Annotated in this window: 13 protein-coding genes and 1 pseudogene; 6 read left to right on the forward strand and 8 right to left on the reverse strand. The window is 59.8% G+C overall.

Features of this window, described 5'->3' with window-relative positions; translation table 11 throughout:
* Window positions 1–14: 14 nt before the first annotated feature.
* Together NHF48_RS00865 and NHF48_RS00870 are read right to left on the reverse strand one after the other, a co-directional pair.
* Window positions 15–1,049 carry a ferritin-like domain-containing protein gene (locus NHF48_RS00865; RefSeq protein WP_253069725.1) on the reverse strand — a complete coding sequence of 345 codons (1,035 nt, stop codon included), beginning with the start codon at window positions 1,047–1,049 and terminating at the stop codon, window positions 15–17.
* Between the two features lie 50 nt (window positions 1,050–1,099).
* A complete protein-coding gene (locus NHF48_RS00870) occupies window positions 1,100–2,119 on the reverse strand; it encodes a ferritin-like domain-containing protein (RefSeq protein WP_253069726.1) in 1,020 nt (339 codons plus the stop codon).
* Window positions 2,120–2,633: 514 nt separating this feature from the next.
* On the opposite strand from NHF48_RS00870, the gene NHF48_RS00875 reads away from it, so the two are divergent.
* The 4 genes from NHF48_RS00875 to NHF48_RS00890 all read left to right on the forward strand — a co-directional run bounded on the left by NHF48_RS00875 (window position 2,634) and on the right by NHF48_RS00890 (window position 5,942).
* Entirely contained in the window at window positions 2,634–3,713 is a 1,080-nt protein-coding gene (locus NHF48_RS00875) for a hypothetical protein (protein ID WP_253069727.1), read from the forward strand.
* An 8-nt stretch (window positions 3,714–3,721) separates the two neighbouring features.
* Window positions 3,722–4,090, forward strand: a complete 369-nt coding sequence (locus tag NHF48_RS00880) for a hypothetical protein (protein ID WP_253069728.1) — start codon at window positions 3,722–3,724, stop codon at window positions 4,088–4,090.
* A 128-nt stretch (window positions 4,091–4,218) separates the two neighbouring features.
* Window positions 4,219–4,644 (forward strand): DUF2231 domain-containing protein, encoded by a 426-nt coding sequence (locus tag NHF48_RS00885; RefSeq protein WP_253069729.1) that lies wholly within the window; start codon window positions 4,219–4,221, stop codon window positions 4,642–4,644.
* Window positions 4,644–5,942 carry a PQQ-dependent sugar dehydrogenase gene (locus NHF48_RS00890; RefSeq protein ID WP_253069730.1) on the forward strand — a complete coding sequence of 433 codons (1,299 nt, stop codon included), beginning with the start codon at window positions 4,644–4,646 and terminating at the stop codon, window positions 5,940–5,942. The genes NHF48_RS00885 and NHF48_RS00890 overlap by 1 nt, the downstream gene beginning before the upstream one ends.
* On the opposite strand, the gene NHF48_RS00895 is transcribed toward NHF48_RS00890, so the two are convergent.
* The 3 genes and pseudogenes from NHF48_RS00895 to NHF48_RS24460 form a co-directional block, all read right to left on the reverse strand.
* Window positions 5,939–7,231, reverse strand: a complete 1,293-nt coding sequence (locus NHF48_RS00895) for an alginate export family protein (RefSeq protein ID WP_253069731.1) — start codon at window positions 7,229–7,231, stop codon at window positions 5,939–5,941. The genes NHF48_RS00890 and NHF48_RS00895 overlap by 4 nt on opposite strands.
* A 572-nt stretch (window positions 7,232–7,803) precedes the next feature.
* Window positions 7,804–8,316, reverse strand: a complete 513-nt coding sequence (locus tag NHF48_RS00900) for a transposase (RefSeq protein ID WP_342454540.1) — start codon at window positions 8,314–8,316, stop codon at window positions 7,804–7,806.
* Between the two features lie 608 nt (window positions 8,317–8,924).
* Window positions 8,925–9,233, reverse strand: a pseudogene (locus NHF48_RS24460) (transposase); the annotation flags it as partial.
* Between the two features lie 246 nt (window positions 9,234–9,479).
* On the opposite strand from NHF48_RS24460, the gene NHF48_RS00910 reads away from it, so the two are divergent.
* Window positions 9,480–9,650: a CsbD family protein gene (locus tag NHF48_RS00910; RefSeq protein ID WP_253069733.1), complete on the forward strand. Its 171-nt coding sequence runs from the start codon at window positions 9,480–9,482 to the stop codon at window positions 9,648–9,650.
* 68 nt (window positions 9,651–9,718) lie between these two features.
* On the opposite strand, the gene NHF48_RS00915 is transcribed toward NHF48_RS00910, so the two are convergent.
* The 3 genes from NHF48_RS00915 to NHF48_RS00925 form a co-directional block, all read right to left on the reverse strand.
* Window positions 9,719–10,475 (reverse strand): IS5 family transposase gene (locus tag NHF48_RS00915; RefSeq protein ID WP_253069734.1). Its coding sequence is split into 2 segments (ribosomal slippage): window positions 9,719–10,145 and window positions 10,144–10,475, totalling 759 coding nucleotides; the frame shifts between segments, so codons are not numbered across the junction.
* A gap of 60 nt (window positions 10,476–10,535) precedes the next feature.
* Window positions 10,536–11,372 carry a mechanosensitive ion channel family protein gene (locus NHF48_RS00920; protein WP_253069735.1) on the reverse strand — a complete coding sequence of 279 codons (837 nt, stop codon included), beginning with the start codon at window positions 11,370–11,372 and terminating at the stop codon, window positions 10,536–10,538.
* Window positions 11,373–11,374: 2 nt separating this feature from the next.
* Window positions 11,375–12,532, reverse strand: a complete 1,158-nt coding sequence (locus NHF48_RS00925; RefSeq protein ID WP_253069736.1) for a hypothetical protein — start codon at window positions 12,530–12,532, stop codon at window positions 11,375–11,377.
* A gap of 262 nt (window positions 12,533–12,794) precedes the next feature.
* On the opposite strand from NHF48_RS00925, the gene NHF48_RS00930 reads away from it, so the two are divergent.
* Window positions 12,795–13,079, forward strand: a complete 285-nt coding sequence (locus NHF48_RS00930; RefSeq protein WP_253069737.1) for a hypothetical protein — start codon at window positions 12,795–12,797, stop codon at window positions 13,077–13,079.
* Window positions 13,080–13,103: the final 24 nt, after the last annotated feature.

Consider the following 13,103-nt stretch of genomic DNA (forward strand, 5'->3'; position numbering starts at 1 on the left):
AGTGATGGCAGCGATTACGGATTGGCGGCGCTGGTCTTGATGTTGCCGTTGACGCCGGCCGGGAAGAACCCTCCCATCGCAACTGCAGCCTTGTTGAGATAGACGATGTTGAGCACCTGTCCGGTCGAGCGGCTGTAGGCGAGGCCGTTGGCATCGGTCGGAACGATATTCGAGACCGTCGCGTCCGAGCCGGTGATGCCCTGATCGTCGTCGCCGATGACACCCGTAGTGGTGTTGGTAACCGTACCGTCAAGGCTGTCGCGGGCGTCGCTGATCTGGCCGGCAGCGGTGCGCAAGGTTGGTGCCTCGAGCCCCTTACGGTAAAGAATCGTGCGTATCAGGCCAGCATGATAGGCCTCGGCCGCAAGGATGCCCGCTGCTGCTTCGAGATACGTCTTGTTGGCGATCAGCGGAGCAGCACCCTTGTATGCCGACACGCCGACGTCTTCGAAGATGTAAGCGCCAAGAAGGAAGCTGTTATCGTCGGCATACGGGTTGAACACGCCTGTCGCGGTGACGACGCCGGCAGCGCGAGCAGCCGAGGTGAAGGCGCCCGGGGCAGCCGCAGTGCCCCCGGAGATATCGAGTGCCGGCTGAGAGACGGCAGCGGTGCCGAGCGCGCTGCGCAGGAATGCAACATGCGCCACCTCGTCGATCGCGATCTCTCGGGCGTATTCGCGAACGACCGTATCCTGGAAAGGAACCTGCGCACCGCCGGTGACGGCCCCTTGCGTACCGGTACCGGTCAGCAGACTGGAATTCAGACCAACGCCGAACGCTGCGAACGCATAGAATTGCGCTTCGAGATACTCAAGGTTCAGCGCGAAGTTGAGGACATCGGCATCGTTCAGTGCTGCGGCCGGGGGCGGTGTGGGCGTGGGCGTGGGTGCTGGTGAAAGGTCATTGTCGTCGCTGCCGCAGGCGGCGAGCAAAGATGCACCACCGACGGCAAGCGCACTGCCCCCGGCAAAGCGCAAGAAGCCGCGGCGCGCATTACGACGCGTGGTGATCGCGTCGAATATTTCGAGCTTGGTACTGAGATCGGTCATTGGGGTAATCCCTGAATATCAAAGATGAGCAGATGGCAGAGCTGGTCGGATCAGGCTGCTGCGGTGCTCGTTTTGATGTTGCCGTTCATGCCGGCCGGGAAGAACCCGCCTGCGGAGGCTGCACCACTGGTGAGGTACACGATGTTGAGTACCTGGCTTGCCGAGCGGCTGTACGCGACGCCGTTGCTGTCGAGCGGAACGATGTTCGACACGGTCACTGCGGCCTGCGTAGTCGCCAGATTGATCGGCGTTGCGCTGTACGAGGAGATGCCCTGATCGATGTCGTTGGCACCGAAGATCGTCGTGTTCGCACCACCACCGTCGAGGCTGTCGCGTGCCTTCGAGATAGCATCCGCGGACGTACGGAGCGCCGGAGTGTCGATGCCCTTGCCGTACAGCGTCGTGCGGACGATCGCGGCGTGATAGGCCTCGACGGCCAGCAGGCCGGCAGCAGCCTCGAGATAGGCCTTGCTGGTCAGCAGCGGGGCGGCACCTTTGTAGGCGGTGACGCCGACATCTTCGAAGATGAACGCGCCGAGCAGGAAATTCTCGTCGGTGGCATAGACGTCGAACGCGGCGCCCGCACCGATCAGGCCGGCTGCACGGGCCGCGTTGGAGAAGGCGCTGGTCGCGGTCACGCTGACGTCGATCGCTGGCTGTGCTACGGCCGAGGTGCCGAGCGCGGTACGCAGGAAATTGACGTGCGCAATCTCGTCCGCCGCGATTTCCTTGGCGTACTGCGCGACAATCGGGTCGGTGAAGTTGACCTGGCGGCCACCCTGGACCGCGCCCTGCTGGCCGGTGCCGGTCAGCATGCTGTTGGGCAGCCCGTTGCCGGTAGCTGCATAGGAATAAAACTGCGCTTCAAGATATTCGAGGTTGAGGGCAAAGTTCAGGACGTCGGCGTCGGTGACGGACTGTGCCGCAGCCGAAGAGGAGAATGAGAGCGCGGTAGCACCCGCTGCGGTGATCGCAGCGGCGCCAAGCGCATTCTTGAAAAAATCACGCCGTTCGTTGCGTCGCTCTACGCGGGCATCGAGGGCTTCGATCAGGTGCAGGCTCTCAGTCATATCAGGGTCCTCCCCGTATTATTGCGGACGTCGCAATGCTCGTTCAGATGAACTGCGAACGCTCCGTATCATTGGTCATGATTTAGATAAAGTACTCTGGCCTATCGTGATTAATGTCGGGTCGCTTCCCCGCAAAGCCAGTAGGGACGATCGGAGCGCGACGACCCGCTGCGGGCTCGCGGCCGGCAGGTGGTTCCAGGATATAGCAGATCGACATGCAGCCCCTTCGATCCAAATGCGTTCTGCAAGGGCTTCCAGCTCCAGAATTGAAGGGTCGCGGCCTGTGGCTATGCAATCGACCAGCTGTTGGAGAATAAAGGGTGTCGCGCTCTGCAAGGGTCGTAATCCAAAATCAGGCTTACTGCGTCGCACGATCGGGTGGCATCGCGATGACACCCGTCCCCATTAGAGCTTCGATCCGACATCAGCTACCGCCCACTTCGGCAAGCCACTGTCCGGGCGTCCAATCGTCTACGCAAATCGTACCTTTATGGGCACCGTGAGGGGAACGGCGATGAGCGGCAGGTTCTCTACGCGGCCGACAGGTTTCCTATTTGCCGTATTTTTGTGCGCCCCGGGCGTAGCCGACGCCCATGTAAAGTGGTTTTGCGGACCGATCGACGGCTCGGCACCACCGCTTCCGCTTCGCGACGTCGTTACGCCGCTGTTTCTCGAACTGCTTGTGCTCTTCGTCGCCCTCGTCGTTATCGGTGGAATGATCGATGCGCTGATCGCGCGGTTCGTGACCGCAACCGTCTTCAAAGCCGACAGAGTCGCCGTTCTTAACGACGTCATCGTTCGCGTTGGTGTCGCAGTCTACGCCCTATGCCTATGGGGCAACCTGGCTGTCGTTCTGTGGGCCGACCCGTCAAGCGGATCCATTTTGACGCCTGATCTATACGGTACGAATAGATTGGTCGGGCTTCTTCAGCTGGCAGCGGCGATCACGGTCCTGATACCGAGGCTATCGCTTATCGCAGCGGCAATAATGGTGATCCTGTACGGACTGGGCGTTATGAAGTTCGGTCTGTTCTACATGATTGACTATCTCTTTTTCATCGGACTGGCAGCCTACATAGCCTTGAGCGGGACAAGCTCCCGACGGTTTTCATTTCACGTTTACCGGGTGCCGATATTGGTCGGCTCGTTGAGCCTGAGCCTAATGTGGACTGCAGTCGAGAAATTCCTGTTTCCACAGTGGACGATATCTGTGCTGCTGCTTCATCCCGGCGTGACGGCCGGGCAGTCATTCTCGACGGTTGCTACGATTGCCGGCTTCGTTGAATTTTCGCTGGCATTCTATCTGCTCGCGGGCAGGGAGGTTCTGGGTCGTATAGGCGCGATACTGCTGGGCATCGTTTTCGTTATCGCCATGCCGGAGTTCGGGATGCTGGACGTCGTCGGCCATATCCCGGTGCTGCTGATCCTGCTGGTCGCGCTGATCACCGGAGAAACGCCGTTGCAGGTTCTATGTCGGGGAGGGGACCCGGGCGTTCTCATTTCGGGATGGAAGGTCGGCCGGGCGTATTTAGCTGTGCTGGGCATCCTTACGGCACTCTATTACGGGTTGCATGCGCTGTCGGTCTCGCTTTGAGCGGTGCTATGGAGCCCGTGATTGCAACCCGATCGAGGAAATCCGGTGACCCCGCGTGGCAGGGCAACGAGCAGCGCCAGGCGATGCGCCTTATCGTGGATTGGACGGCGTCGGTATCGGCTTACGACGTCGACGCCAAGGTGGTTCACATTGCCGATTGCACCATGCACGGGTGTCGCATTCAAACCGACCTGGCGGTCGCAGTCCGCAAATTCGTGAACATCTCTATTCCGCGGTTCACCCAAGTGTGGGGCTTAGTTGCATGGAACAGCATCAGACCACGGGAATCGATTTCCGCCACCCCCCTACCGAGCAGGGTTCTTGACTACCTGATCGAGCGCAACGGTTCGTCGGAGGTTCGTTTTAATCGAGTCTAGGTTCCGCCTTCGGACCCGATTGACGATGCCGACCGGCCCGGGCGATTTATCGAGAATTGAAACCAATTACGGCCGTGGTACATTTGATGGCGACAGCCGCTTGGTAGCGCGCCGAAGTGGAGATAGCCGTGACCGAAACCCTAAGCCGACTGTATTTACGGCCGCTGCATCCGCTTCACAGCATTCTTCTCGCTTTTCCGATTGCACTGTTCAGCACCGGACTGGCTTCCGATATAGCTTTTCTCAACACCTCCGAAATGCAGTGGTCGAATTTCGCATCATGGGCGATTGCTGGCGCCTTGGTTTTTAGCGCGCCGATCGTCGCATTGGCAGCGCTTGGACTGGTTTGGCATCGGCGTCCTCGGGCGATGCTCTATTTCGGCTTGATCGCAGTGATGTGGATCGCAGGCATGATCAACGCCTTCCAGCACAGCCATGATGCCTGGAGTTCGGTTGGAACACTTGGTCTGCTTCTGTCCATCCTGACCACTGTCCTAGCGCTGGTCGCTAGCTGGATCGCCTTTTCCTATGGTCGCAGCAGGGAGATCGTATGATGACCAGTCGGTTCTTCGCCCCTGTAGCGCTCGCGTTAACGCTTGCCGCCTGCGGCAGTGCGCCTGACGTCGACCAGACCGGCGCCGCCCCAACGCTTCCCAAGCAGAATGAGACCCTGCTTCCGCCGATGAAGATTGCCAAGCCTGTAGGATGGGGTAGCACCCTCCCGATAGTGCCGGCGGGGTTCGCGATCACCCCGATTGCGACAGACCTTAAGATCCCCCGTCAAATGCTCGTATTGCCGAACGGCGATATTCTCGTCGCAGAAGGGACGGGCGGCAATGAATCGGTGCTGCGTCCCAAGGATCTGATCGCAGGCTACATCAAGAGCCTGGGCAAGTCCGGTACCAAGGGTGGTAATCGAATCACGCTGCTGCGCGATACGAATGGCGATGGCCGGGCAGACGTACGAACTGTCTTCATCGACGGACTTGACGCGCCATACGGCTTGGCTTTCGTCAACGGCAGTCTGTACGTCGCCAACCAGGGCGCGTTGCTGCGGTTTGCGTACCGTGACGGTGAAACGCGGATTACGACGCCGGGTGAGCTGGTCACATCGCTCCCCTCCCGCGTCAACCATCATTGGACCAAGTCTCTCGCGGCGAGTGCCGACGGTACGAAGCTGTATGTCGGCATCGGCTCGAACAGCAACATAACCGAGCGAGGAATGGAGGTCGAAGAGGATCGAGCGCGGATTTGGGAGATCGATCGGGCTTCGGGAGCACACCGTGTCTTTGCGACCGGCGTGCGTAATCCGACCGCGCTCGCGATCAATCCGCAGACCAACGCGCTGTGGGCGGTTGCCAACGAACGCGATGAGTTGGGTGCCCGCCTCGTGCCCGACTATCTGACCTCGATCAGGCCAGGCGGCTTCTACGGCTGGCCTTACAGTTACTGGGGTCAGAATGTCGATCCGCGTGTCCACCCGCAAAACCCGGCGCTGGTCGCCAAGGCGATCGCGCCCGATTATGGGCTCGGATCACACGTCGCCGCACTGGGAGTGACGTTCGTGACGGGCGCAGGGTTGGGTAACGGCTATGCGCAAGGCGCGTTTGTCGGCGAACACGGCAGTTGGAACCGCCAGGATCTGGCCGGCTACAAGGTGGTCTGGATACCGTTTGCTGGTGGCAAACCCTCCGGCAAGCCGCGCGATTTCGTCACGGGCTTCATCGATGCACAGGGGCATGCGCGGGGTCGGCCGGTGGGCGTCCTGTTCGACGCTCGGACCAGCGCGTTGTTGGTGGCCGACGATTTGTCGAACACCGTGTGGCGGATCGCGCCGACGGCAACGCGCTAAAAGGAGAAGGTGACGTCGGTGAACCCATAAAGGGTATCACCCGTAGTGGGAGCGTTCGGCGCCAGGGTCAGAAAACGCCCCTTAATAAGATAGACTGCTCCCGCCGCCAGTTTGACGCGATCGGAAATTAGGTCGTGGGTGACACCGCCTTCGAACTGGTGCCCGGCGAACTTGCCAGCGCGCCCGGTTTTATCCTGTACTCCTGTAGCTGCAAAACTGTCTTGTGCTCGGCTCAGAAATCCAGCCCGGTAGCTCACGTAGCCTTCAGTACGGTCGCTCGGTTCGAGCTCCAGCCGGACCGCAGGTGAGCTCATGTTCGATCGCTGGAAAAGGCCGTACAGATCCGTCGGACCGTATTCGCGTCGTGCGCCGAACAACGTGTCGAACCGTCCAAGCTTACCGGCTCGGCCGCTATCGCCGCTCGCAAGATCATATTGCAGAGCAACGCGCGGCGACCATCCGGCGGCAAAGGTGTATCCGGCTTCGAGGTGAAGGAAATACGCAGAGACGTCGAGATTGGTCAGATTGTCGGCTTCGTCAGAGTCGCGGGCACGCCCGGTCTGGTACGTCGCTTCGATCTCGTAGTCCGCTGTCGCTTTGTCCGGCTTGCGCGAAAGACGAATGCCTGGCGTGAACAGATGCCGGTTGGTGGTCGCGAACCGTGGTGTGTCCCGCTCCGTCAGGCCGAACGCGTAGACCTGCACGCTCCCGCCGAGCACTCCGTTGCGTGTGAAAGAGCCGCCGAAGAATTGCAGGTCAGTACCTTCGTGATCGAGCACGACTGCGTTGCGTTGTACGCGCGCCGATGTGTTAGGAAGCCGGTTCTGTGGCATCGTCCAGAAGAACAGTGCTTCGTCACCTCGCTTGTTCGACCAATCCAGCTTCGCCCCAGTGAACGAGTTGGTAGTGTTGCGGAACCGTTGTCGCGCTATGAACCGCCGGGCCCCGAGATCTTGCGTGAAGCGACCTACGGTGACCCGGCTCGTGGTATCGCGCCCCAGTGCGTCGCCGAGTTGATAGCCGACATAAGCCTGAATAGGCTCCAAGGCATTGACCTCGCCCGTTCGCGTCGAAGACCGGTCGCGCTCCAGATAGCCGCGTACGTCCCAGATTTCGCCACCGACGAAAAAGGCTCCGGGATGGTAATCGATCGCCAGCGTCGTGCGGATCGACAATAGTTGGTCATGATCCGCGGCGTCGGGACGGAACTGTCCATCGATGGCCTCGATGCGTGGACGGATGCTCGCCGTGATCGTCAGAGCCTCCGGCGCCCCCAGTGCATGATGCAACGGTGTTTCGTTGCCTTGCGCCCATGTTCTCGCAGGAGCGGTCGCGGACGCAAAGAGCATTAAGGCGTAGACGGATGGTCGCATCGTAGTTCCGCATCGAGCATGGTTGGGAAGGCGCTGCGCTCTGTGTCAATCTGACGGAGATGTCGAGTAAGTGCCGAAATCACGGATCTTTTTTTATTCCGGTGCGTGGGCGTTTATTTCGAGGAGGCCTTAAAACAGGCGTTGCCATAGGATAAAAGGCTGAGTGCAAAAAGGGCCCTTAGTCCGCCACGATCGGGTGTTCGAAGATACTAAAGCTCGGTTCGATAGAGCTGGAGTGTGGATCGGAATAGACCACCTGTTTGGCAGTGAGGCGAGGCCAGCCAATATCTGCGTCTGCCGCAAGATGAATGGCGGCTTCTTGCAATCGATCCAGACTGTGCGAAAACTCGCCGTTGGCTGATGCCGCGCCTTGGAATGCACGGGATGAGGGCGGTGTTAGTGGCTGAGGGTTACAGGCGGCACCGGGCCACCGATAGAGCGCCATTTGCCGCGGCAGCCGGCCAGGAGGGGAACATTTTCGCGTTAGATCAGGCCTGCACTGCCCCGATCAGCCCTTGGACGCCGACCAGGTTTATCGCCCGCCTGAGATTATAGGCGAGCGCCGTCAGACTGAACTCGGCTCGCACCTTTTCGAGGCCACGCGTCAGGAAGGCACCCTGGTTCATCCACTGCTTGATCGAACCGAACGGGTGCTCGACCGTCTCGCGGCGAATATTAAGGATCCCGGGCCGGGCGGCGAGGCGTATTGCCATGCGGTCAAGCACGGCCTCGCCTTCCCACCGCGTGATGCGGCGGAAGTTTCCGCGGGCGCACTGCGCCTTGAGTCCGCAACCGTCACAGGCGCGCGGGTTTGAATATTGCACGATGATATGACCGCCCTGAAGCCAGCGGTACCGTGTATCGAGCCGTTGATCGGCGGGGCAGTGGTAGCAGTCCGCGGCTTCATCGTAGCGGAACCGCTCCTGGGAAAGCGCCCGTCGCCGACGGCCGTGCCACGCTGCGGGCGGGCGACATAGGGTGTGATGCCGGCCCGCTCGCACGCGGCGATGTCCTCGCCCATGTAGTACCCCATGTCGGCGACCACATCGATCCGCTCGACGCCGAGGATGTCCTTTGCTGCGCCGGCTGTCTCAGCCAGAAAACCCAGATCGCTGCCCGCGTTGGTGACATGCTGTTCGGCAATCAGCTTGTGCTTGGCATCGACTGCGACCTGAGCGTTATAGCCGACGCCTACCTTGGGATGGGCTGCCATCGCACGAGCGTCCGGGTCGGTGAGCGAAATCTGGCTCTCGCCGCTGGCCTTTAGTTGCTCCAGCATTGCCTGGTTGACCTGACGCTGTTCGCGCACCTTCGCGATCTTGGCCGCCAGTGCCTCGCTCCGCCTAGTCGTTCCGGCCTCCTCGCCGCGGTCGGCATTATCCAACTGCCCGAGGTACGTCTCGAGCCGCTCGTCGGCAGACTTGATGTACTTGTGGAGCTTGGCCTTCGTGAAGTTACGCTCGCGGCTGTTCACCGCCTTCAGCCGTGTTCCATCCACCGCCAGCAGCTCGCGCCCAAACAGGTCGAGCTTGCGGCACAGGAGCACGAAGGCGCGGAACACCGCCTTGAACGCGAACCGGTTGTCGCGGCGGAAGTCGGCGATGGTCTTGAAGTCGGGCCGTAGCCCGCGCAGTAGCCAGATCACCTCCAGGTTGCGTACCGCTTCCGCTTCCAGGCGACGGCTCGACCGCACTCGGTTGAGATAGCCGTACAGATACAGCTTGAGCATGTCGCCTGGGTCATAGCCCGGCCGCCCTGTGGCCTTCGGCTGCGAGCGATGGAAACCGGCTTCGCCGAGATCAAGATCGTCGACGAAGGCATCGATGAAGCGCACCGGGTTGTCCGCCGATACGTAATCCTCAACCGATGCCGGCAACAGCAGCGCCTGGTCGCGCGCGTGACCCTTGATATACGCCATGCCACCAGCATACTCCGATCTACAACCCAGCGGAATCGCAGACGCGACTTTTCACACAGTCTGGATCGAATTTGAGAAATTAACAGCCCAATTTCTCAAATCGGGCAAGGTAGCGGTGAGCAGCCTAGTCGTCTGCGGTGGTTGCAGCGCAATTTTCGAAATTTTTGGGCCATTAGCTGCCACTAAGAGTTCAGATCATATCCCAAAGGCGGGTTTGTAGATATCTCCAATTCCAAGGGAATTCCGGTGCCTAGTATCATTAGCAAGATTGAGGGAACGATTAATACCGCTGTCGGGAAGATCAAGCAGAATGCTGACGGCCATTCCTTCGATAAGGAGGGTGCCGAACAAGAAAAACTCGGCAAAAGCCAGCTGAGCGATAGTCCCGCAGAAGATAATAGCATAAAAGACGACTGACCTCCCCGCTTCGACCCAGGCCGCAAGCCGCTTTCCCGCAACGTTTCCCTAGGCTCACGACTCATTGATCATAGCCAGAAGATGACGGTGGCGGCGAGGGCGATGGCGGAGAAGAAGACCGTCGGGCACCGATCGTAGCGAGTGGCGACACGACGCCAGTCCTTCAGACGACCGAACATAATCTCGATACGGCTCCGGCTTCGATAGCGGCGCTTATCGTATTTGACGGGGATGACCCGGGATTTTCGGCCAGGAATGCAGGACGTTATGCCCTTTGCCTGAAAGGCGTCCCTGTACCAGTCTGCGTCATAGCCTCGGTCGCCCAGCATCCACTGCGCCTTGGGTAGATCCTCAAGCAACGCGGCAGCGCCGGTGTAGTCGCTGACCTGGCCAGCGGTCATGAAGAAGCTGAGCGGTCTACCTTCTGCATCGGTGACGGCGTGCAGCTTGGTATTCATCCCGCCTTTGGTGCGACCAATGAGGCGGCCAAGGCCCCTTTTTAACCCGCAGGCTCGACGCCGTACGGTGTGCTTTCAGGTAAGTCGCATCGATCATGATCGTCTTCGGCGTAGCGCTTGCGGCGGCCAGTCCTTCCATTATGCGGAGGAAAACACCCCTTTCGCCCCACCGCTTCCACCGGTTGTAGAGCGTCTTGTGTGGACCATACTCACAAGGGGCATCGCACCAGCGCAGCCCGTTGCGGTTGACGAAAACGATGCCGCTCAACACCCGCCGGTCATCAACCCGTGGCTTGCCGTGGCTCTTGGGAAAATACGGCTCGAGCCGCGCCATCTGCTCGTCGGTCAGCCAGTACAGGTCGCTCATCCTCGGTCTCCTTGCGGAGCCTGGATCAGATCGAGCCTCTCAGATCAATGGGTCCTGACCCTAACGACGGATCGGCGTACCGGCGTCCGAAACTGCCATTGGATATGTAACCTGAGTAGCACCCGCTACTGAAATGGCCTCCTTTCCGCGGATGGTCAGATCGCTGATGAAAAGAAACTGGTCACGAAAATCGAAGGGGTAAGCACGAATCTTGTAATGCGTCCCGAACGGCGTCTCTTTCAAGATGACAATTGCGGCATGACTATAGTCAAGATAGGCGCTGGTCATTGCCACCTCTATCAGCTCGGCACGTAGCGCCGCCGCATCATGTCCGGGGGAAACATAGAAATCGGCGACACATTGCAGCGTCGGTTCGCCGTCGTTGGAGTTAGATATGTTGTCCGTCCAGAGTTTCAGGTGTGGTACAGTAATGATATTGTCGTCAGCTGTGTTGAGGCGAATAGAGCGGAGGCCGACGGAGCTCACTTCGCCGTAATCGTCGCCAATCTTGACCCAGTCGCCCGGGCGATATGGTCGCTCAACGATCGCGACGACACCCGCAATCAGGCTGGAAACATAGTCCTTGAATGCGAAACCGATTGCGACACTGGCAGCGCCAGCGATCACGAGAAAATTCTGGAACGTAATGTTGAATATGATCGGGATGACCCAGAACACCGCCGTCACCATCAGAAGCAGGCGAATGACAGGTACGGCGCCAAGCAGATATAATCGCGCCTGGCTTGGTCCTCGCGCCGCAAGGTAGGGGATGATGCGGCGCACTGCTACGATGGCAAGCCATGTCCCGATAACGATCAGCACGATCTTGCCCAGGCTGATGTCCTGGAAATCGTTAATCAGCTTGACCGCCTTATCGCTGCCGGTGTCGCCTGCCATTTTTATAACTCATCCATGGGATAACCGGCCTTGCTCAGGCCCTGTCGAATTGCCGGGTAGGCCGCCGCGCGGCAGCGTACGCCTTCGCCATCACGTTCTAGAAAGCCCGACATCACCAGCGCCGAAACGACATTGGACTGGCCGATGGCTGGAACGGTACGATGAAGTTCGGCGATGGTCAGGACCCCGTGGATCAGCAGGGCATGGAAGACGAGCAACGCCGATTGCGGGTGCTCGCCCGGCAGGACGAGTTCGTCCAACGCCGCAATCCACAGGGTTTCCTCGCCGGGTTCGATCATAGCCTCGGCAGCTGTCTCCCCGCTGCCGTCATCGCGGTTACGGCGCAGGCTTCGCCGCCAGAGATGCCATGCAACCCAAGGAACGCCGCGGCTTCTGGCACCGAGCCGTTCAAAGAACTCGCCATCGCTCTCGCCGTCATCGCGGTTACGGCGCAGGCTTCGCCGCCAGAGATGCCATGCAACCCAAGGAACGCCGCGGCTTCTGGCACCGAGCCGTTCAAAGAACTCGCCATCGCTCTCGCCGTCATCGTCTCGAGACAGCACATCCTTGCCTGTCGCGGACGACCGAAAGCGCACACCTTGGGTGAGATCGTTACACGCCAAGTCCGAAAACCAGTGCTGCAGACGCGGACCGTCGAACGGCTTGAAGACCAGCCCTTCAGGCATCACAGCATCGGCTTGGATCGCCGCACGCAAATAACTCCACGCCCAGCTATTGCACGCGATCACACACGGACGGTCGCTGGCTTGTAGTACATCGAGCAGATTGCGTACCGCCTTCAGGCAACCACGCTCACGCAGAAACCAACGCTCAAGCCTTGATACGACCAGCAACCCACTTGCCGGCAGATTCTCAAGGGACAGGTTAGCGTCGCACAGGGTATCGCGTGGTGGCGGCTGAAGACAGGTATGGCCTTCTCGTTCTGCCCATACACCTACGATATCACTCTCGTCGCAGGGTGGCAGGATGATAAGCTTGAAACGACGTTCAAGCGGCTGTGCCGATAGCCAGGGCTGGATCGAGGCCTCGAGTTCGTCGATGACCGGTCCCGCTGCAGGAGGAGCTACGACTTCGTCCAGCCGCTCCAGCGTGTTGGATTGAAGGCGATCGTCGGCGATGAAGGCCCCCCTCCTGTCCACGCCGGAAGAGCGCGTGAAAGCGCGCTATCCACCGCCGTAGACGCTCGTCTGTCGGTAGCGGTGGCGGCTCGAACTCGGCAACTGGAATGAAAGCGGGAGTTTCGTCCTTTTGATTGTCGTCGACCTTTGTCATCGATGCCTGATGGCTGATCGCACCTGCAAAACCAATCCCGCTTAACACTGATCAAATCGTTTCCCTACACGACGTTGACTGTCTAGGCTCCCTTCACGCCCAAACATCAGGCGAAAACAGGGGGTTGCTATGAAAAAATCACTACTACTCGTCGCCATTCTGACTTTGACACCACTCGCAGCCTGTGGCGGCAACGGAGACGACAAGCTTGCAGGGCGTGTTGAAGACGCGGCCAATAACCGTGCTGATGCGCTTGAGAACCGTGCTGATCAGCTTGACGCGATGGCGGAGCGTACCCGCGATGTTGGCGAGTCACGCGCCGATGCCATCGATGCGGCGGACCTCAACGCACACGCCATGAGTAGCGAGCAGAAGAACGAGATCGTCAGCAATCAGGCTGCGGCCGTTCGCTGAACTGGCCGGTGCTGCCCCACCAGC

The sequence above is a fragment of the Sphingomonas sp. H160509 genome (genome assembly GCF_024124765.2).
Taxonomy (GTDB): Bacteria; Pseudomonadota; Alphaproteobacteria; order Sphingomonadales; family Sphingomonadaceae; genus Sphingomonas.

What these genes read in the sequence shown, in the direction of transcription:
- NHF48_RS00865 (WP_253069725.1), bottom strand. Translation starts at nt 1,049, where the DNA reads ATGACCGATCTCAGTACCAAGCTCGAAATATTCGACGCGATCACCACG.
- NHF48_RS00870 (WP_253069726.1), bottom strand. Translation starts at nt 2,119, where the DNA reads ATGACTGAGAGCCTGCACCTGATCGAAGCCCTCGATGCCCGCGTAGAG.
- NHF48_RS00875 (WP_253069727.1), top strand. Translation starts at nt 2,634, where the DNA reads ATGAGCGGCAGGTTCTCTACGCGGCCGACAGGTTTCCTATTTGCCGTA.
- NHF48_RS00880 (WP_253069728.1), top strand. Translation starts at nt 3,722, where the DNA reads ATGGAGCCCGTGATTGCAACCCGATCGAGGAAATCCGGTGACCCCGCG.
- NHF48_RS00890 (WP_253069730.1), top strand. Translation starts at nt 4,644, where the DNA reads ATGACCAGTCGGTTCTTCGCCCCTGTAGCGCTCGCGTTAACGCTTGCC.
- NHF48_RS00920 (WP_253069735.1), bottom strand. Translation starts at nt 11,372, where the DNA reads ATGGCAGGCGACACCGGCAGCGATAAGGCGGTCAAGCTGATTAACGAT.
- NHF48_RS00930 (WP_253069737.1), top strand. Translation starts at nt 12,795, where the DNA reads ATGAAAAAATCACTACTACTCGTCGCCATTCTGACTTTGACACCACTC.